17 protein-coding genes are annotated in these 20514 nt (G+C 60.5%); 10 read left to right on the top strand and 7 right to left on the bottom strand.

All coding sequences use genetic code 11. From position 1 onward, the window contains the following. The first annotated feature begins 198 nt into the window (after positions 1-198). The 7 genes from JFT86_RS05145 (at position 199) to tauD (ending at position 8603) form a co-directional block, all read left to right on the top strand. The gene (locus JFT86_RS05145; protein ID WP_201235983.1) at positions 199-2523 is read left to right on the top strand and encodes a Tex family protein; all 2325 of its coding nucleotides are present in this window, start codon (positions 199-201) and stop codon (positions 2521-2523) included. After that, a complete protein-coding gene (locus tag JFT86_RS05150) occupies positions 2523-2906 on the top strand; it encodes a PaaI family thioesterase (protein ID WP_095190566.1) in 384 nt (127 codons plus the stop codon). Before JFT86_RS05145 ends, JFT86_RS05150 begins: the two co-directional genes overlap by 1 nt. A gap of 213 nt (positions 2907-3119) precedes the next feature. Then, entirely contained in the window at positions 3120-4703 is a 1584-nt protein-coding gene (gene gshA / locus JFT86_RS05155; RefSeq protein WP_201235984.1) for a glutamate--cysteine ligase, read from the top strand. Positions 4704-5005: 302 nt separating this feature from the next. Then, positions 5006-5983, top strand: coding sequence for a taurine ABC transporter substrate-binding protein (gene tauA, locus JFT86_RS05160; protein ID WP_201235985.1), 978 nt, complete (start codon positions 5006-5008; stop codon positions 5981-5983). 16 nt (positions 5984-5999) lie between these two features. Then, complete coding sequence (gene tauB, locus JFT86_RS05165) at positions 6000-6794, top strand: taurine ABC transporter ATP-binding subunit (RefSeq protein ID WP_201235986.1); 795 nt, start codon at positions 6000-6002, stop codon at positions 6792-6794. Then, positions 6791-7624, top strand: a complete 834-nt coding sequence (tauC, locus tag JFT86_RS05170) for a taurine ABC transporter permease TauC (protein WP_201235987.1) — start codon at positions 6791-6793, stop codon at positions 7622-7624. Before tauB ends, tauC begins: the two co-directional genes overlap by 4 nt. 136 nt (positions 7625-7760) lie before the next feature. After that, positions 7761-8603, top strand: coding sequence for a taurine dioxygenase (tauD, locus tag JFT86_RS05175; RefSeq protein WP_201235988.1), 843 nt, complete (start codon positions 7761-7763; stop codon positions 8601-8603). Positions 8604-8738: 135 nt separating this feature from the next. On the opposite strand, the gene mgrA is transcribed toward tauD, so the two are convergent. From mgrA to JFT86_RS05190, 3 genes are all read right to left on the bottom strand, one after another. Next, positions 8739-9776 carry an L-glyceraldehyde 3-phosphate reductase gene (mgrA, locus tag JFT86_RS05180; protein WP_201235989.1) on the bottom strand — a complete coding sequence of 346 codons (1038 nt, stop codon included), beginning with the start codon at positions 9774-9776 and terminating at the stop codon, positions 8739-8741. A gap of 90 nt (positions 9777-9866) precedes the next feature. Next, a complete protein-coding gene (locus tag JFT86_RS05185) occupies positions 9867-11186 on the bottom strand; it encodes an LLM class flavin-dependent oxidoreductase (protein ID WP_201235990.1) in 1320 nt (439 codons plus the stop codon). Position 11187: 1 nt separating this feature from the next. Beyond that, positions 11188-13413: a TonB-dependent receptor gene (locus tag JFT86_RS05190; protein WP_201235991.1), complete on the bottom strand. Its 2226-nt coding sequence runs from the start codon at positions 13411-13413 to the stop codon at positions 11188-11190. Between the two features lie 206 nt (positions 13414-13619). Between JFT86_RS05190 and JFT86_RS05195 the strand changes: the two genes are divergently transcribed. Next, entirely contained in the window at positions 13620-14657 is a 1038-nt protein-coding gene (locus JFT86_RS05195) for a LacI family DNA-binding transcriptional regulator (protein ID WP_201235992.1), read from the top strand. Between the two features lie 24 nt (positions 14658-14681). On the opposite strand, the gene JFT86_RS05200 is transcribed toward JFT86_RS05195, so the two are convergent. Together JFT86_RS05200 and JFT86_RS05205 are read right to left on the bottom strand one after the other, a co-directional pair. Next, entirely contained in the window at positions 14682-15083 is a 402-nt protein-coding gene (locus JFT86_RS05200; protein ID WP_201238555.1) for a type II toxin-antitoxin system HicB family antitoxin, read from the bottom strand. A gap of 59 nt (positions 15084-15142) precedes the next feature. After that, positions 15143-15325, bottom strand: a complete 183-nt coding sequence (locus JFT86_RS05205; RefSeq protein ID WP_201235993.1) for a type II toxin-antitoxin system HicA family toxin — start codon at positions 15323-15325, stop codon at positions 15143-15145. A gap of 399 nt (positions 15326-15724) precedes the next feature. Here JFT86_RS05205 and JFT86_RS05210 point away from each other — a divergent pair, with 399 nt between their 5' ends. Further along, positions 15725-15985, top strand: a complete 261-nt coding sequence (locus tag JFT86_RS05210) for a hypothetical protein (RefSeq protein WP_166221369.1) — start codon at positions 15725-15727, stop codon at positions 15983-15985. A 23-nt stretch (positions 15986-16008) separates the two neighbouring features. Here JFT86_RS05210 and betT read toward each other — a convergent pair whose 3' ends face one another. Together betT and epsC are read right to left on the bottom strand one after the other, a co-directional pair. Beyond that, complete coding sequence (gene betT / locus JFT86_RS05215; protein ID WP_201238556.1) at positions 16009-17970, bottom strand: choline transporter BetT; 1962 nt, start codon at positions 17968-17970, stop codon at positions 16009-16011. A 401-nt stretch (positions 17971-18371) separates the two neighbouring features. Further along, positions 18372-19298 (bottom strand): serine O-acetyltransferase EpsC, encoded by a 927-nt coding sequence (gene epsC, locus JFT86_RS05220; protein ID WP_016983653.1) that lies wholly within the window; start codon positions 19296-19298, stop codon positions 18372-18374. Between the two features lie 190 nt (positions 19299-19488). Between epsC and JFT86_RS05225 the strand changes: the two genes are divergently transcribed. After that, positions 19489-20487 (top strand): D-cysteine desulfhydrase, encoded by a 999-nt coding sequence (locus JFT86_RS05225; protein ID WP_201235994.1) that lies wholly within the window; start codon positions 19489-19491, stop codon positions 20485-20487. The last annotated feature ends 27 nt before the right edge of the window (positions 20488-20514 follow it).

Below are 20514 nucleotides of genomic sequence, written 5' to 3' on the forward strand. Positions count from 1 at the left end.
TTTGTGCCAGGCAACGTCTGAATCGTTACCGCAGGTGGCAGGCCTTTTTTTCCTGCCCGGCGCAGTAATTGTTCGATTTCACGGGTCAAGGGGCTGCCTTTTGACCCAGGCAGCGGCAATCTTCAAGCCGCTCAACCAGACTCCGGGCCTTTATTTACGTGCCTGCGAGCCTGCTTTCACAATATGTCAGGTGGTTTTATGGACAGCATCAACAGCCGCATCGCCGAGGAACTCGGCGTACGCCCACAACAGGTCGAAGCGGCCGTCGCGCTACTCGATGAAGGCTCTACCGTTCCCTTCATCGCCCGTTACCGGAAAGAAGTCACCGGCAGCCTCGATGACACCCAGTTGCGTCATCTGGAAGAACGTCTGCGCTACCTGCGAGAACTCGACGAACGGCGCATCAGCATCCTCGCCAGCATCGAAGAGCAAGGCAAACTCACCCCGCAACTTGAACGCGACATCAAACTCGCTGACACCAAGACTCGCCTCGAAGACTTGTACCTGCCGTACAAACAGAAGCGCCGCACCAAGGGCCAGATCGCCCTGGAAGCCGGCCTCGGCGACTTGGCCGACGGCCTGTTCAACGACCCGAATCTGGCTCCGGAAACCGAAGCCGCACGTTTCGTCGACGCCGAAAAAGGCGTGGCCGATGTGAAGGCAGCCCTCGAAGGCGCCAAATACATCCTGATGGAGCGTTTTGCCGAAGACGCCAGCCTGCTGGAAAAACTGCGTAGTTACCTCAAGCAGGAAGCGACCCTCAGTGCCCGCGTCATCGCCGGCAAGGAAGAAGAAGGCGCCAAGTTCCGCGACTACTTCGAACACGACGAACCGCTGAAAAGCATGCCGTCCCACCGTGCGCTGGCGATTTTCCGTGGCCGTAACGAAGGCATCCTCAGCTCTGCGCTGAAAGTCGGCGACGAACTGCCGGGCACCATGCACCCCTGCGAAGGCATGATCGGTCAGCAATTCAATATCCAGAACCAGAACCGTCCGGCCGACAAATGGCTCGGCGAAGTGGTGCGCTGGACGTGGAAGGTCAAGCTTTACACGCACCTGGAAACCGACCTGCTGGGCGAGTTGCGCGACGGCGCCGAAACCGAGGCGATCAACGTCTTCGCCCACAACCTGCACGACCTGCTGCTGGCCGCACCGGCCGGGCCGCGCGCGACCCTGGGCCTCGACCCGGGCCTGCGTACCGGCTGCAAGGTCGCGGTGGTCGACTCCACCGGCAAACTGCTGGATCACGCCACGGTTTACCCGCACGTGCCGCACAACAAGTGGGATCAGACCATCGCCATTCTGGCCGCCCTGTGCGCCAAGCACTCGGTTGACCTGATCGCCATCGGCAACGGCACCGCCAGCCGCGAGACCGACAAACTGGCGATCGAGCTGATCAAAAAATACCCAGCGATGAAAATGACCAAGGTCATGGTTTCCGAGGCCGGTGCATCGGTTTACTCGGCGTCGGAACTGGCGGCCAAGGAATTCCCGGACCTGGACGTGTCGATCCGTGGCGCGGTGTCCATCGCCCGTCGTTTGCAGGATCCACTGGCTGAGCTGGTGAAAATCGATCCGAAATCCATTGGTGTCGGCCAGTACCAGCACGACGTTTCGCAGCTGAAACTGGCGCGTGGCCTCGATGCTGTGGTCGAGGACTGCGTGAACGCCGTCGGCGTTGATGTGAACACCGCGTCCGTGGCGCTGCTGGCGCGAATCTCCGGCCTCAACGCGACCCTGGCGCAAAACATCGTCGCTCACCGCGATGAGCACGGCGCGTTCAAGACCCGTGCAGCACTGAAGAAAGTCGCGCGTCTTGGCGAGAAAACCTTCGAACAGGCTGCAGGCTTCTTGCGCGTGATGAACGGCGACAACCCGCTGGATTCGTCGGCCGTTCACCCGGAAGCCTATCCGCTGGTGCAGCGTATTGCCGCGGAAACCGACCGCGATATCCGCTCGCTGATCGGCGACGCCGGGTTCCTCAAGCGTCTGGATCCGAAGAAGTTCACCGACGAGACCTTCGGTCTGCCGACCGTGACCGACATCATCCAGGAGCTGGAAAAACCCGGCCGCGACCCGCGTCCGGAGTTCAAGACTGCCGAGTTCCAGGAAGGCGTCGAAGACCTCAAGGACTTGCAACTGGGGATGATCCTTGAAGGTGTCGTCACCAACGTGACCGCGTTCGGTGCATTCGTCGACATCGGCGTGCATCAGGACGGTCTGGTGCACATCTCGGCGTTGTCGGAGAAGTTCATCAAGGATCCGCGTGAAGCGGTGAAGGCCGGTGACGTGGTGAAAGTGAAGGTCATGGAAGTCGACATTCCGCGCAAACGCGTTGGCTTGTCGATGCGCATGGGCGACACCCCCGGCGAGAAGATCGATGGTGCCCGTGGCTCGCGTCCGGGCTCGGCGCAGCGCCAGCCTTCGAACAACGCGCCACGCAAGGAAACCGCCACTGCCGCACCGGCGAACAATGCGATGGCCTCGCTGTTCGCCAACGCCAAACAGTTGAAGAAACGCTGATGGAAATTCCGGCCGGGCTCGTCGAGAGCGCGTTTTTCAAGCTGTTGGGCTGCCGCCTGCACAGCCTGGAAACCGGGGTGGCGCAAGTCGCCCTGGGGCTGGAACCGGAACTGCGCAACCGCGGCGGCAAATTGCACGGTGGCGCGCTGTTCAGTCTGGTCGACATCGCCATGGGGCTGGCCTGTTCCAGCGTGCATGGCTTCGATCAGCAGAGCGCGACCATCGAGTGCAAGATCAACTACATCCGCGCCGTCTCGGACGGCGAGGTGCTGTGCACGGCGCGGGTGATCCACCCGGGCCGGCGCACGCTGGTGGTCGAAGCCGACGTGATGCAGGGCGACAAACTGGTCGCAAAAGCGCAAGGCACGTTCGCTGTCCTGTAGCTACTGGTCATCAATTTGAGTTAATTTCGGCGCTGCGTCTGCGGCGTCGAACTTTTCCGTGCGCGCAATAGCCAGATTCAAGGAGTGAAGTTGGCAATCGACACGGGCCGTTGTGGCTCAAAAACCAGGCGAAAACGCCAGTTTCAACTTCACCCTTGTAGACCGTCCTGCCCACCCCCATATTGGGGCGACTGACGCGTGAAGGAATCCAAATTGAGCGAACTTCTCAACCGCCGCCTGGCTCTGCTCGGCGAGCGCGCCAACCTCTCTCTGCTCGAACAGTGCCTTCACGGTATCGAACGTGAATGCCTGCGCGTGACCAGCGAAGGTCGACTGGCGCAAACGCCGCACCCCGAAGCCCTGGGTTCCGCGCTGACCAACGAACAAATCACCACCGACTATTCCGAGTCGCTGCTGGAATTCATCACGCCTGCCCTGCCCGATCCGGCGGATACGCTGGCGAGCCTGGACAAGATCCACCGTTTTGCCTACAGCAAACTCGGCAACGAGTACCTGTGGAGTCCGTCGATGCCGTGCCCGTTGCCGGCCGAGGAAGATATCCCGATCGCCTATTACGGCACCTCCAACATCGGTCAGCTCAAGTACGTCTACCGCAAGGGCCTGGCCCTGCGTTACGGCAAGACCATGCAATGCATCGCCGGGATTCACTACAACTTTTCCCTGCCGGAAAAACTCTGGCCGCTGCTGAAAGAAGCCGAAGGCTTCGTCGGCACCGACCGCGACTTCCAGTCGTCGTCCTACATCGCGCTGATCCGTAATTTCCGTCGCTACAGTTGGCTGCTGATGTACCTGTTCGGTGCTTCGCCGGCGCTGGACGCAGGCTTCCTGCGCGGTCGTTCGCACCAGTTGGAACAGCTCGACCCGGACACCCTGTACCTGCCGTACGCCACCAGCCTGCGCATGAGCGACCTCGGTTATCAGAGCAATGCCCAGGCCGGTCTGACCCCGTGCTACAACGATCTGGCGAGCTACACCGACAGCCTGCGCAAAGCCGTGGCCACGCCGTATGCGCCGTACGTTGAAGTCGGCACGCACAAGGATGGCGAGTGGGTGCAGCTCAACACCAACATCCTGCAGATCGAAAACGAGTACTACTCCAACATCCGCCCGAAACGCGTGACCTACACCGGCGAGCGGCCGATCCAGGCCTTGGTTGCCCGTGGCATTCAGTACGTTGAAGTGCGTTGCCTGGACATCAACCCGTTCCTGCCGATGGGCATCGACCTCACCGAGTCGCGCTTCCTCGACGCGTTCCTGCTGTACTGCGCGCTCAACGACAGCCCGCTGTTGACCAACACCAGTTGCGGCAACGCGACGTCGAACTTCCTCAGCGTGGTCAAGGAAGGTCGTCGTCCGGGCCTGCAATTGCAACGTGACGGTCAGCCGGTCGAGATGAAGGCTTGGGCGGCCGAGTTGCTGGAGCAAATCGCCCCGCTGGCCGCGCTGCTGGATCAAAGCCATGGTGGCGACGCGCACAGCAAGGCGCTGGATGCGCAACTGGCCAAGGTCAGCGATCCGTCCCTGACGCCGTCGGCGCAGGTGTTGGCGGCGATGGCAGAGCACAAGGAAAGCTTTGCGCAGTTCTCGTTGCGTCAGAGCCAGGCGCATGCCAAGTTCTTCCGCAGCGAGCCATTGGCGGCGGATGAACAGGCGAAGTTCGAAGAGCTGGCGCGGTCTTCGCTGGCGGCGCAGGCTGAGCTGGAGCAAAACGAGGTGGGTGATTTCGACGTGTTTGTCGGGTCGTATCAGGCGAGTATTCTGGCGATCAGTAACTGATCTGTCAGAACACAAACTGTGTGCTGACAGGTTCCTGTGGCGAGGGGATTTATCCCCGTTGGGCTGCGCAGCAGCCCCAAAAGCCAGATACGCGATTTATCCGATACACCGCATAGGAAGGTCTTACGGCTGCTGCGCAGCCGAACGGGGATAAATCCCCTCGCCACAAAAGCGCCAGTTGCCTCTAAGGCTTAGATTTTTCCGCTCATAAGCTCATTCTAAAAAGTTATTTATTTTCCGATTCTTAGATCATTTAGTCTCCTCTCACGCCGACGCTCGGTCGCCTGATATGGAGCTTTTCAATGAAACTGAATTTCCCGCTTCGCCTGCTGGCCGCGGCCTCTCTGGCTGCCGCGAGCTTTTTGGCCCAGGCTGCCGACCTCACCGTCGCTTACCAGACCACCGTTGACCCGGCAAAAGTCGCCCAGGCTGATGGCGCTTACGAAAAAGCCACCAAAGCCGATATCGCCTGGCGCAAGTTCGACAACGGCGCCGACATCATCGCCGCCATCGCTTCCGGCGACGTGCAGATCGGCTACCTCGGTTCGAGCCCGCTGACCGCCGCGATCACCCGCAAAGTCCCGGTCGAAACCTTCCTCATTGCCACCCAGATCGGCGCCGCCGAAGCGCTGGTCGCTCGCGACGGCTCCGGCATCAAGACCCCGCAGGATCTGATTGGCAAGAAAATCGCCGTCCCGTTTGTATCGACCGGTCACTACAGCCTGCTCGCCGCGCTGAAGCACTGGAACATCGACACGTCGAAAGTCACCGTGCTCAACCTCGCACCGCCAGCGATCATTGCCGCGTGGAAACGCGGTGACATCGACGCCACCTACGTCTGGGATCCAGCCCTCGGCGTGGCCAAGGAAAACGGCAAAGTGCTGATCACCTCCGGCGAACTGGCCAAGTTCGGCGCGCCGACCTTCGATGCCTGGATCGTGCGCAAGGACTACGCCGAGAAGCACCCGGAAATTGTCACCGCGTTCGCCAAGGTCACCCTCGACGCCTACGCCGATTACCGCAAAGACCCGAAAGCCTGGCTCGCCAACCAAAGCAACGTCGACAAACTGGTGAAACTGTCCGGCGCCAAGGCCAGCGACATTCCGCTGCTGCTGCAAGGCAACGTCTACCCGTTGGCGGCGGATCAGGTCAGCGACCTCGGCGCACCAACCACCAAAGCCATCACTGACACCGCCGCGTTCCTCAAGGAGCAAGGCAAGGTCGAAGCGGTTCTGCCGGACTACGCGCCGTACGTCAGCGCCAAATACATCACCAACTGATCGGGAGTTAACCGCGATGGCTTTGCTACAGCTGGAGCGCATCAGCGCACAGTACCCGGGCAGCCCGGAGCCGGTGCTGACGGACATTTCTATGACCCTGGGGCCCCAGCAATTGCTGGTTGCCCTCGGCCCGTCCGGCAGTGGCAAGACTTCGCTGTTGAACCTGATTGCCGGTTTCGTCGAACCCAGCGCCGGGCGCATTACCCTCGACGGTGTGCCGGTCAAAGGCCCGAGCGCCGAACGCGGCGTGGTGTTCCAGGACGATGCCCTGCTGCCCTGGCAGGACGTGTTGGCCAACGTCGCTTTCGGTCTGGAACTGGCCGGTGTCGCCAAGGACAAACGTGAAAAAATCGCCCGGGAAATGCTCGCACTGGTCGATCTTTCCGGTTTCGAAAACCGCCGTATCTGGCAGCTCTCAGGTGGCCAGAAACAACGCGTCGGCCTCGCCCGCGCCCTCGCCGCCGACCCGCGCGTGTTGCTGATGGATGAGCCTTTCGGCGCCCTCGACGCGTTCACCCGCGAACAGATGCAAGAGCTGTTGCTGCAAATCTGGCAACGCACCGCCAAGCCGGTTTTCCTGATTACCCATGACATTGAAGAAGCGGTGTTCCTCGCCACTGACCTGATTCTGCTGGCGCCGAATCCGGGGCAGATTGTTGAGCGCCTGCATCTGGATTTCGGCCAGCGTTACGCCGCCGGCGAATCGGCACGGGCGATCAAATCCGACCCGCGTTTTATCGAAACCCGCGAACACGTGCTGAACAAAGTGTTCTCGCAACGCAGTGCCGTTCAACGGCAGGAGCGCGCATGAGCAGTTACGACGTTTCCGCCCCGGCCGTAAAAACCCCATCGGTAGCGATCCCGGTACGCCGCAGTCTCGGCACGCGCTGGATCAGCCTGCTGACCTTGTTCGCCTTGCTGGTGATCTGGTGGGCGGTCACCGCCACTGGGTTGATCGAACCACTGTTCCTGCCGCCGCCTTCGGCCGTGCTGCAAAAAGGCTGGTTGCTGGCCACCAGCGGCTACATGGATTCGACCTTGTGGCAGCATTTGGGCGCGAGCCTCAGTCGCATCGGTCTGGGTCTTGGCTTCGCAATTCTGACCGCTGTGCCAGTGGGCATCGCCATCGGCGCCAACCGCATCGCCCGTGGCGTGCTGGATCCGCTGATCGAGTTCTACCGACCGATTCCACCGCTGGCTTATTTGCCGCTGATCGTGATCTGGTGCGGCATCGGCGAATTGTCGAAAGTGCTGCTGATCTATCTGGCGATTTTCGCGCCGATCGCCATCGCCACGGCGACCGGCGTGCGCACGGTTGATCCAGCGAAATTGCGCGCGGCGCAGTCGCTGGGCGCCACCCGCGCACAGTTGATTCGCCATGTGATTTTGCCGAGTGCGTTGCCGGACATTCTCACCGGTGTGCGTATTGGTCTGGGTGTTGGCTGGTCGACGCTGGTCGCGGCTGAACTGATCGCGGCCACCAGCGGCCTGGGCTTCATGGTGCAATCGGCCGCGCAGTTCCTGGTCACCGATGTGGTGGTACTGGGGATTCTGGTCATCGCCCTGATCGCCTTCGCCATGGAAATGGGCCTGCGCGCCCTGCAACGCAAACTGGTGCCGTGGCACGGCCAGGCCCACTAAAGCATTTTTTTAATCCCCTCTGTAGGAACTGCCGCAGGCTGCGATCTTTTGATCCGCTTTTTAAAAGAACACATCAAAAGATCGCAGCCTGCGGCAGCTCCTACACGGTGGTTATCTGGAATTGAAGAGAAAGACCATGAGCAGCCTGAACATCACCCCTTTAAGCTCGGCCCTCGGCGCACAGATCAGCGGCGTCGACATCAGCCAGCCGTTGAGCCTGGAACACCGCGACGCCATCGAGCAGGCGCTGCTCAAATACCAGGTGCTGTTCTTCCGCAACCAACCGATCGAGCCGCCGCAACAGGCGCGTTTCGCCGCGTATTTCGGCGACCTGCATATTCACCCGATCTACCCGAACGTGCCGGAGCAGCCCGAAGTCTTGATTCTCGACACCGCCGTCACCGACGTACGCGACAACGCGATCTGGCACACCGACGTAACGTTCCTGCCGACGCCGGCAATGGGCGCGGTGCTCAGCGCCAAGTTGCTGCCGGAGTTTGGTGGCGACACGCTGTGGGCCAGCGGGATTGCGGCGTACGAAGCACTGTCGCTGCCGATGAAAGGCTTGCTCGAAGGGCTGACCGCGACTCACGATTTCACCCGCTCGTTTCCGCTGGAACGCTACGGCAATACGCCTGAAGCATTGGCGCAGTGGGAAGAAGCGCGGCGCAAGAATCCACCGTTGTCGCATCCGGTTATTCGGACTCATCCGGTGAGTGGACGGCGTTCGTTGTTCGTTAACGAAGGCTTCACGTCGAAGATCAATGAGCTGTCGGAAACCGAGAGCGAGGCGATTCTGAAGTTCTTGTTTGCCCACGCGACGCGCCCGGAATTCACCATTCGCTGGCGCTGGCAGAAGGACGATATTGCGTTCTGGGACAACCGCGTGACGCAGCATTACGCGGTGGACGATTACCGCCCGGCGCGGCGGGTGATGCAGCGGGCGACGGTGTTGGGGGATGTGCCTTTCTTCCGCTAAGTGCCCAGGTTTTCATTGTATCCACCGGCCCTTTCGCGAGCAGGCTCGCTCCCACAGGAATGCGCATTTCAATGTGGGAGCGAGCCTGCTCGCGAATGCTGAGGGACAGGCGCCTACTAATTAGGCGCCAGTTACTTATTCCGCCGTCGAAGGCTTCTCCCACAGATTGATCCCGCCCTCTTGGGCAAACCGGTCAATCTCCGCCAATTCTTCAGCACTGAAGCTCAGATTCTTCAACGCCCCGACGTTCTCGATAATCTGCTCCGGCCGGCTCGCACCGATCAGTGCCGAGGTCACCCGTGGATCACGCAGCGTCCACGCCAGCGCCAGTTGCGCCAGGCTCTGGCCGCGACGTTTGGCGATTTCATTCAAGGCACGAACGTGTGCGATGTTCGCCTCGGACAAGTGCGAAGCCTGCAACGATCCGCCGCCCGGGCGATTGACCCGCGCATCTTCCGGTACGCCATTGAGGTATTTGTCGGTCAGCAGACCTTGCGCCAGCGGGGTGAACGCGATCACGCCCGTACCGAGTTCATCGGTGGTGTCGAGCAGGTCTTTTTCCACCCAGCGGTTGAGCAGGTTGTAGGCCGGTTGATGGATCAGCAGCGGCACTTTCCACTCTTTGAGCAATGCCGCCATCTCACGGGTTTTCACCCCGGAATACGAGGAAATGCCGATGTACAGCGCCTTGCCCTGCTGCACCGCAGTAGCAAGGGCGCTGGCGGTTTCTTCCAGCGGGGTATCCGGGTCGAAGCGGTGCGAATAAAAGATATCCACATAGTCCAGACCGAGGCGCTGGAGGCTCTGGTCGAGGCTGGCCAGCACGTATTTGCGCGAGCCACCGCCCTGGCCGTACGGGCCCGGCCACATGTCCCAACCGGCCTTGCTGGAGATGATCAGTTCATCGCGGTACTGCTTGAAATCTTCGCGCAGCAGGCGACCGAAATTGATTTCGGCACTGCCATACGGCGGGCCATAGTTGTTGGCCAGATCGAAGTGGTTGATGCCCAGGTCGAACGCGGTACGCAGCAAGGCGCGCTGGGTATCGATCGGCGTGCTGTCGCCAAAGTTGTGCCACAGGCCCAGCGACAGCGCCGGCAACACCAGACCACTGCGTCCGACGCGGCGGTAAGGGATGGAGTCATAGCGGTTTTCGGCAGCGGTGTAAGTCATCGAATCCTCTCTTGTCTGTCTTTTGGTCATCTGAAGTCGAACACTTTTGTGGTGAGGGGATTTATCCCCTCACCACAACAGCTCTATCAATCACGCAAATCTGTTGCCGGGTCGGGCAAGGCCCAGGTTCTCGCGCAATGTCCGGCCCTCATACTCGGTTCTGAACAGTCCACGCCGCTGCAGTTCCGGCACCACGCTATTGGCGAAGTCCTCGAGCCCGCCCGGCAGATGCGGTACCAACACGTTGAAGCCGTCCGCCGCGCCGTGTTCGAACCACTCCTGCAAGCGGTCGGCAATCTGTACCGGCGTGCCGACCAGACTGTAATGCCCACGACCACCGGCAATCTTGCGGCCCAGTTCAGCCAGCGTGAGGTTTTCCCGCCCCGCCAGTTCCGTCAGCAACTTCTGCCGACTCTGCTGACCGCTGTCAGTCAGCGGCAACTCGGGCAACGGCCCATCCAGCGGGTACTTCGACAAGTCGAAGTTGCCCAGCATACGCCCAAGCAAGGCGACGCCAACCTCCGGTTCGACCAATTGCTGAAACGTTTCACATTTTTCCTGCGCTTCGGCTTCCGTCTGCCCGACCACGACGAAAACGCCGGGCATGATTTTCAGTGAATCGGCACTGCGACCGTACTTGGGCAGACGTTCTTTAAGGTCGGCATAAAACGCCTGAGCATTGGCCAACGAAGTCTGCGCGGTGAACACCACTTCTGCGGTCTGCGCAGCCAGCTCACGCCCGGTTTCGGAGGAGCCGGCCTGCACAATCACCGGTTGCCCCTGGGGTGAGCGCGCGACGTTCAGTGGGCCTTTGACCCGAAAGTGCTCGCCAACGTGATCCAGCACATGGAGTTTTTCCGGGTCGTAATACGCACCGCTGGCCTTGTCACGGTGAAAGGCATCGTCCTCCCAACTGTCCCAGAGCCCTGTAACCACCTGATGAAATTCACGGGCACGGCTGTAGCGTTCGGCATGGCCGATATGTTCGTCACGCCCGAAATTCAGCGCCTCGGCAGCATTGTCCGACGTCACCAGATTCCACCCCGCTCGCCCACCCGAGAGGTGGTCGAGCGAAGCGAATTTGCGCGCCACATGGTATGGCTCGTTGTAACTGGTGGTTGCCGTGGCGATCAGGCCGATGTGCTCGGTCACCGCGCTCAATGCCGAAAGTAAAGTCAGTGGCTCAAAATGATCCGAGCGCGCCATGCGACTGGCGATGTCCTGGGTTGGCGCGGCGACGCTGTCGGCAACAAACAACGCATCGAATTTCGCCGCCTCGGCAATCTGCGCCAGCCTTTTGTAATGGGCGAAATCCAGACCGGCATTGGCCGGCACATCGGGATGACGCCACGCAGCCACGTGGTGCCCGGTGGCCATGAGGAATGCACCGAGTTTGATCTGTCTGCTCATCTCAGAAGTCCTTGCGCAGTTGCACGCCGAAGTAGCGCTCGTCATCGCGTGGCACGGCGCGGTAGATGTAATTGCCACCGCTGGCCAGTAACGGCGAATACGACTTGTCGGTGAGGTTCTTGCCCAGCAGCGCCACGCGCCAGCCGTTGCTGTAATCAGCGAGCGCGACGCTGGCGTTCCACAGGCCGTAGGCCCCCTGCTTGGTATCGGTGTTCTGGCTGATGTCGTACTGCACTTCGCTTTGCCAGCTGTAATCGGTGCCCAGTTCGATATCCAGGCCGTTATCCAGCGGGATGGTGTAGTCGGCGCGCACGTAGCTTTTCCAGTCCGGGCTGAACGGCAGCGGCTTGCCGTTGACGTTGCACGACGCCGCTGCGCCCGCCGGGCAGGCGAACTCGTCGATGCGCGCACGGGTGTAGGCCAGCGCGCCGGAGAGTTTCAATTGCTGAGTCGCCTGCAAGGCGTAATCGAGCTCGACGCCTTCGGTACTGACGCTACCGGCGTTGATCAGGCGAGTTACCACTTGGCCGGCCACCGTGTCGAAAAAGTTGGCCTGATAGTTGTCGTACTCGCTGTGAAACACCGCGAGGTTGGTGGTCAGGCGATTGTTCCAGCTCGTCGCCTTGATGCCCGCCTCCCAGGTGTTGGAGGTTTCCGGTTTCAGCGCTTCGGTGTCACGTGGCTGCATGTTGAAGAACACGTTGTAGGCCGGGCCTTTGTAGCCTCGCGAGTAAGTCAGATACGTTGTGATCGCCTCGCTCAAGTCGTACTGCACGCCGAGCCGGCCGGACCAGCCGTCCTCATCGACCGAACCGGAACTGCGGGTAGCCGGTTGAATGCCGCTGACCGTGGTCGCCGAGGTGGAAACACGCCGGTGATCGTATTCCAGCTCATCGTGGGTGTAGCGCAGACCGGCGATGCCACGAAAGTCCGGAGTGAAATTCAGTGTGGCCTCGCCGAACGCTGCGTAGCTGTCGCTGGTCGTGCTGTAATCAGCCACGCCACGGTTGACGCTGGTGGTCGTGGTCAGCGTGCGCTGATAAGTCTCTTCATCCTTGCCGTGCATGTAGAACAGGCCACCGACATATTCGAGGAACTGACCTTTCGGCGAGGCCAGGCGCAGCTCCTGCGAGTATTGATCGAAGGCCAGATCACCCTTGTCCGCCGTGCCGGGAAACGCCGCCGTCACCGTGCCGAGTCGGTCGCCATCCTGATATTGGGTATTGTCCCAGCCACGCCAGGCAGTGATCGAGGTCAAGGTGTAATCGCCCAGTTGCCAGTCGAGCTGGCCGGACAAACCTTTGTTGGTGTCCTCGACGTGAGTGCGGGTGTCGGTGTTGATGTCGCGGTTGTGGCTGGTCGCATTGACCGGGCTCAGCGCATTGGCGAACGCCGGGGTCAGGGATTTGCTGACAACGCCATTGGGGCCGTCGTCGTGGGACTGCATGTAGTCGGCAATCAGGGTGAAGGTGACGTCATCGTTCGGGGTGAATTCAAGTCTGCCCCTCACCCCGCGATGGTTGTAGCCGTTGACCTCCTGGCCGTTGTGTTGGTTGTCGACATTGCCGTCGTAAGTACCGAACAAGGTGCTGATCGAGCCCTTGAGCGTGTCCGGAATCAGGCTGCCGCCAATACCGAAACGCGTGCGGCTTTCGTTGCCGCTGTAGTACGACTGATCGATGTAACCGTGGGTCTCGGCGGTCGGCGCCTTGCTGGTGATGTTGAGCACCCCGGCCGAGGCGTTCTTGCCGAACAGCGTGCCTTGCGGGCCGCGCAGCACTTCGACGCGCTCAAGGTCCAGGAGGTCGAGGGTCGACTGACCGGGACGCGCATAAACCACCCCATCAATCACCGTCGCCACCGTCGGCTCGACGCCGGGTGAAGTGGAAATCGTGCCGACGCCACGGACGAACAATGAGGTGTCCTTGTTCGATGCGCCGGTACGGAAATTCAACGATGGCACTTGCTGAACGATGCTCGCCACACCGTTGCGGTTATCGCGTTCCAGTTGTTCGCCGTCGATCACTGACACCGCCACCGGCACCTTTTGCAGCGACTCTTCGCGGCGTGTAGCGGTGACGGTCACCGACTTGAGAGTCGGCTCCTGATCAGTACTGTCAGCGGCAAATACGTTGGGCAGCGGCAGCGTCGCCAACCCCGTCAATAACCAGCCCGCCGCGCGAACCGATTGCGCCAGCTTGTGTGTCGCCCCAGGAATCTTATGCATGTTGTGCCCGCTCGAAATTAGCCCTGAACCGCTGCCGTTCTACGACGACAGCGCCTGAATCGGTGTCTTGGGCATTCGCTCGAGCGAGTAGCAGACAATGCGCTTTGTTAGCGCTAACATCACCAGTATTGGCAACTCGGCGATAGAGCGTCCAATACTGAAAAATTACTTTTATATGTCTTTTGGTTTTTAAGAAGGATCAAACCTTGAGCCAGGAAAAGCCCCGCAAACGCCGCGGCGCCGGACGTGTAACCCTCAATGCGGTGGCCCGTGAGGCTGGCGTTTCGGCGATTACCGTCTCGCGTTATTTCAATCAGCCGGAGCAGGTCTCGCCCGAACGCCGTGAGCGCATTGCGGCAGTGGTTGCAGAACTGGGTTATGTGCCCAATCTGGTGGCCGGCGGACTAGCCTCGGCGCGGGGAAAAATCGTCGGCATGGTCATCCCGAACATCTCCGGGCCGATCTTCGCCAATACCATTCAAGGCTTCAGCGATACGCTCAGTCGTCATGGCTATCAGCTATTGCTCGCGTCGAGTTATTTCAGCGCCGAGCAGGAAGAAAACGCGGTGCGCGCGTTTCTCGGCTGGTCGCCGGCAGCACTGGTGCTGACCAGTCACTTTCACAGTGCAGGCACGGAAAAAATGATCGCCGAGGCTGATGTTCCGGTGATAGAGACGTGGGATTACCAGCCGGATCGCGGGCCGATGCAGATCGGTTTTTCCCACCACGAAGTGGGCGTGACAGCGGCAAAGCATCTGCTGGAAAAAGGCTACCGGCGCATCGCTTTCGTCCAGAATAGTGCCCCGGGAGACCTCAGTGCGCTGGAGCGCCGCGATGGTTACGCCGACACCGTGCGCGACTGCGGCCTGGAACCCTGGGTCTTCGCCCCGGACGCCGACCGCGCGCCGTTCGAGGCCGGCAAGCAAGCGATGGAGGCGCTGATGAACGCCTCACCACGCCCCGACGCGATCATCTTCGCCAACGACAACCTCGCTGCCGGCGGTCTGCTCGCCGGGCAACGCGCTGGCATCAGAATCCCCGAAGACTGCGCCGTACTCGGCTTCGGCGATTACCCCTTCGCCGAGATGCTATTGCCAAGTCTCAGCACCATCAAACCCCCGGCGCTGGAGATCGGCGTACTCGCCGCGACACGCGTGCTGGAAAGCCTGGGGGTGTTGCCGACTGATGAGGTGCAACGACTCAATCTGCTGCACTGCCAAGTCATCGAGCGCGAAAGCACCTGACTCGAAAAACGCTGTAAACCTGTCTCATGCCGACAGCTCACGCAAGGCTGCGGCAGCCAGAAACCCGGAGCGAGAGCTGTAGCGCTGATCACGTCGAACAGTCTGATCAATACGTTCCAGCAGTTGTTCAGGCAGTGTGGCGTTAAAACGCACCGACTTGCCGAAATATGAAGTGATATCAAAGTCGACAACGCCCCAGATACCACCGGCGTAATCCGGGTTCTCGAGATGAGCATCAATGTCCTGAACCCGAGGCAACGGTGCGCCATCAGCGACCAATCCCTCATAGTGCAAGGCCAATGCCTCCTGAGTGTTGTCAAAAGCTTCGGCTACCGTTGTGCCTGCGGAGAAGCAGCCCGGTACATCCGGGACGGTCACTCCGTAGTCTGAGTCGGCATCCTTGTGCAGAACGACCGGGAATTTCATGTAAGTGAATCCTTCCTCTGACATGTCCATAAAAGGACTTTCGTTTCCAATGACGGACTTCATTTCAAACCCGCCTGTTTCAAAATGCTATTGATCGTCCCCTTGGGAAGGTCTGAATCCGGATGCTTGATCGTCACCCTCCCTGGCCTCTCCAGATGTTTGTATTGGTGATGACTGCCTTTCACAGCGACCAGATACCAACCATCTTCCTCGATCATCCTGATCATTTCCCGACTACGCATTTCCTTTGCCTTGTTCCACAGCTAGAGCTGCTTACTCTAGGGGACTCAGGGGGCCTCGATACACACGATACACACTTTGATAAATACTAACTCAGGGAAAAAGCGCCCGGTTATGAGACAGATCAACGGCAGGCGTGGGCCAGCAAGCAAAACACGTTTCTGGCCAAACATTCTGTAGAAGTCTCAAAATGTGTCCAATAGAGAAGCCCGACGTGCTGTGGCGGGGCTGGATTGGCTATGCTCTAAAGGACACCGAGTTGGCCTTATCGCGAGCAGGCTCACTCCTACAAGGAATCGGGTTGGCCGCGGGATTGTGGGCAGCCGCGATCCACTGTAGGAGTGAGCCTGCTCGCGATTTCGGTCTTTCAGGCAACACACAATCACCAGGCAGAACCCGCCATGCACACCGCAATCATCATTTTCTTCGGCCTGGTCCTGCTCGCCCTGATGCTCTACATCGGCGAGCGCATCGGCTTCAGCCGGCAGACCATGGCCTACGGCTTCGCTGCGCTGTGGCTGGCGTTGACGGTAATTAATGGCGCGGTAGGTGTGGTGCACGCGGGCCAGTCGCTGGGGTCGGAAATAGCGATTGGCAGTGCGGTGTTCGGCGTGCCGCTGGCGGCGATGGTGTTGTTCATGGTGCTGAGCGCCGAGTCGTAAACGTCCCGGCGCCCAGCCGTAGATCAACGTACCAGATGCAGGAACTGCATGTGCCGCTCGTACTGGTCGAGGATGTCGTTGATGATCTGTTCCTTGGTGTAGCCGACCAGATCGTAGTCCTGACTGCCCTCGCTCAAGTGCACTTCGGCGCGGTAATAGCGGCGGTTGTTGAGTTGCTTGGAGCCCATCCCGCCACGAGCGAACGATGGCGTGAAGTAGCCGCGCATCTGCACCTGATAGATGAACGGGTGCGCATCACCATGGCCGATTTCAAGGCTGACGCTGTCATTCGCCGGATCCGGCTGCGTGACGACGTTCAGGCCTTTCTCGACGAACACTGCCGTCACTTCTTCAATCGCCGGACGCACCGTGGTGTCCATGAAACGGTACACCTCGTCGCGCGACGGGAAGTGCACGGCCTGACTCAGACGCTGTCTCCAGCCACCCGTACCACGCCGCGAACCGGAGACCGGCGCCAGCGAATGCAGTTGCGCGATCTGCTTCTGCGACTCCAGATAGAACGCCTTGTGCAGGCCCCACATCATCAACAGCAGAATCAGCGAGAACGGCAGCGAGGTCAGCACCACCGCGGATTTCAGCGCGTCGATGCTGCCGGAGAACAGCAGCGCACTGGTGATCAGCGCGGTCATCGCCCCCCAGAACACCCGCAGCCATTTCGGCCCGTCTTCGTCCGGGTTGCCGCCCTTGGCCGACAGGGTCGAGAGCACGACAGTGCCGGAGTCGGCCGAGGTGACGAAGAACACGAAGCTGATGAACACCGTCACGGCGATGACGGTTTTGCTCCACGGATAGGTTTCCAGCAGCAGATAAATGCTCATCGACGGATTGTCGATGGCCGACATCCCTAGCGCGCTCATGCCGTGATTAAGCACTTGATCCAACGCGCTGTTGCCGAAGATCGACATCCACGCCAGGGTAAAACCGAGCGGGATCAATAGCACGCCGAAAACGAATTCACGGATGGTCCGGCCACGGGAAATCCGTGCGATGAACAGGCCCACGAACGGCGACCACGCGATCCACCAGGCCCAATAGAACACGGTCCAGCCACCGAGCCAGTCGCTTGGTTTGTCGTAGGCGTAGAGGTCGAAACTCTTCATCGGCAAAGCGCCGAGGTAGTCGCCAAGGTTCTGGATCAAGGTGTTGAGCAGGTGCTGCGTGGGGCCGGCAAACAACACGAACAGCAGCAGCGCGCAGGCCAGCAGCATGTTGATGTCCGACATCACCCGCACACCTTTATCGACACCAGAGACGGCAACGATGATCGCCGCGCCCATCATCAGGGTGATCAGGCCGACCTGAATCCACTGGGTGTGAGCGATGCCGAACAGGTAGTCGAGTCCCGAGTTGAGGTGCAACACACCGAAGCCCATGTCGGCACCGAGACCGAACACCGTGGCGATGATGCCGAAGCCGTCCACCGCGTAGCCGATGGGGCCGTTGATGCGCTTGCCGATCAGCGGATACAGCGCCGAACGCAGGGCCAGCGGCAGGTTGTGCCGGTAAGCGAAGTAGGCGAGCGCCATGCCGACGAAGGCAAAAACGCCCCAGCCGTGCAGGCCCCAGTGCAGAAACAGAATCTGCATCGCCTGACGCGCCGCGTCTGCCGTGCCCGCCTCGCCTTGTGGCGGCTGGAGCATGTGGGTCAGCGGTTCGGATACGCAGAAGAAAAACAGCGTGATGCTGATCCCGGCGGCGAACAGCATGCCGGCCCAGGACAGGTAACTGAATTCGGGTTCGTCGTGGTCGGCACCGAGTTTTATCTTGCCGTAGCCGGATAACGCGGTGACCACCACGAAGACCAGATACAGCGTCATCGCGAGCATGTAGTACCAGCCGACCGTGTTGGCCGCCCAGTTTTGCGCTTCCAGCAACCAGGCTCCGGCCTGCTCCGGCAGGGCAATGACAACGAGACCAAACAGCAGAATGACCGTCGCGGCGAAGTAGAACACCGGCGGATTCATGCGCACCAGACCGCTGGCGGGGGTAGACGATGCACTCATGAAACGTGCACCTCGAGGGTTTGAAACGTGGCTGAAATGATCGGACTCAGCAAAGGCAAGCCTCCTGTTGTGAGCGGGCAGCGAACCACCGGTTTAACTTGAATGAACGTTCAAGTTAAACATGGATAGGGCGCCAAGGACTAATCGCAGGGCTGGGCGGTAGTTATCCAACGCTAGCTCAAGGAGGGGTATGACGTGGATTTGAGGCGATTCGTTCACTGCAGAATTGGCGGATTGCCATTATCTCGATGCGGCCCGGAAACCTATCGCGAGCAGGCTCACTCCTACATTTGAAATGCATTCCCCTGTAGGAGTGAGCCTGCTCGCGAAGAGGCCAGACGCCGCAAAAGCAATTTCAGAGATTACTTCTGCGTCCCGTCATCATGCTGCAGGTTAGCCTGGGTCAGGTTGCACCCCGCCGGCACACTGCGTGTCAGCCACACATTGCCGCCAATGGTCGATCCCTTGCCAATGGTGATCCGCCCGAGAATTGTCGCCCCGGCGTAAATCACCACATCATCCTCAACGATCGGATGGCGCGGATGGCCCTTCTGCAACTGCCCGTCTTCATCCGCCGGGAAGCGCTTGGCACCCAAGGTCACGGCCTGATAAATCCGCACCCGCTCGCCAATGATCGCGGTTTCGCCAATCACCACACCCGTACCGTGATCGATAAAGAAACTACGGCCGATCTGCGCGCCCGGATGGATATCGATGCCGGTGGCCGAGTGCGCAATTTCCGCGCTGATCCGCGCCAGCAACGGCAGCCCCGCGCGGTACAAGTGGTGCGCCAGACGATGGTGAATCACCGCCAGAATTCCCGGATAGCAGAGCAACACTTCATCGACACTGCGCGCCGCCGGATCACCGTGATAGGCCGCCAGCACGTCGGTATCGAGCAACGTGCGCAACCCCGGCAGGGCCAGGGCAAAATCCTGCACGATCTGGATCGCGCGGGCCTCGACTTCGGTGTCGGCCTGGGCGCTGTGCCGGGCGACGTAACGCAACTCCAGCCGAGTCTGCGCCAGCAACGCATTCAATGCGACATCGAGGGTGTGGCCGACGTAGAAGTCTTCACTCTCTTCGCGCAGATCCACCGGCCCCAGGCGCATCGGAAACAACGCACCGCACAGCGCTTCGAGAATCTCCGCCATCGCCGCCCGCGAGGGCAACTCGCGGCCACCCTGCTCGCCGGAAGCCCGGCCATTTTGTGCACGCCACTGATCCCGCGCGCTGCGCAGTTGGCTGACGATGGTCTGCAATTGCCAATGGCTGGAACGTTCGCTCACGGTAAAGACTCCTCACGGGCGGCCGGACTGTCTGGCCGCGTCAACGGCGACCACTTTACGGCATGCCTGCGAGGGCGAATTAAGAACCGATAGTGCTGGGCTCAGTACATTTGGCTATAAGCGATTCGCGGTTGCCCCTGCAAAAGCGCGTGCCTATAGTCCTTTCATCTTCCTCCGCCAGTACGGACTCATGATCAAACAACAGCTTGCCCGCTTCAACCGCCTCGACCTGCTCGGCCAACCAACGCCTCTGGAAAAACTCGAACGCCTGTCCACCTGGCTCGGCCGTGACGTGTACATCAAACGCGATGACCTGACACCGCTGGCCATGGGCGGCAACAAGCTGCGCAAACTCGAATACCTCGCCGCCGATGCGCTCGCGCAAGGTGCCGACACGCTGATCACCGCCGGCGCGCTGCAATCGAACCACGTCCGCCAGACCGCCGCACTCGCCGCCAAACTTGGTCTGGGCTGCGTCGCGCTGCTGGAAAATCCACTGGGCACCGACGACAGCAATTACACCGGTAACGGCAATCGGCTGTTGCTGGATCTGTTCGATACCAAGGTTGAACTGGTCGACAACCTCGACAACGCCGATGAGCAACTGGCGGCCCTCGCCGTGCGTCTGCGCAGCAACGGCAAGAAGCCGTATCTGGTGCCGATCGGTGGCTCCAATGCGCTCGGCGCGCTGGGTTACGTGCGCGCAGGCCTGGAACTGGCCGAGCAGATCAAGGACACCGGCCTCGACTTCGCCGCCGTGGTGCTGGCCTCGGGCAGCGCCGGGACACACAGCGGTCTCGCGCTGGCCTTGAGCGAAGCGCTGCCGCAACTGCCGGTGATCGGCGTGACCGTGTCGCGCAGTGAGGAAGACCAGCGGCCGAAGGTTCAGGGCCTCGCCGAACGCACAGCGGACCTGCTCGGCGTCGCGCTGCCGGACAGTTTCAAAGTCGAACTGTGGGACGAATATTTTGGTCCGCGTTATGGCGAGCCGAATGCGGGGACGCTGGCAGCGGTGAAACTGCTGGCGAGTCAGGACGCGGTGCTGCTTGATCCGGTGTACACCGGCAAGGCCATGGCCGGGTTGCTGGACGGGATTGGCCGTCAGCGCTTCGACGAAGGGCCGATCATCTTCCTGCACACCGGTGGCGCGCCGGCGTTGTTTGCCTATAAGGATTCACTGACAAGCTGATCCTCCCTGCTGCAAGAATTTTTGTGG

Origin of the sequence: Pseudomonas sp. TH06 (assembly GCF_016651305.1) — a bacterium.
Taxonomy (GTDB): Bacteria; Pseudomonadota; Gammaproteobacteria; order Pseudomonadales; family Pseudomonadaceae; genus Aquipseudomonas.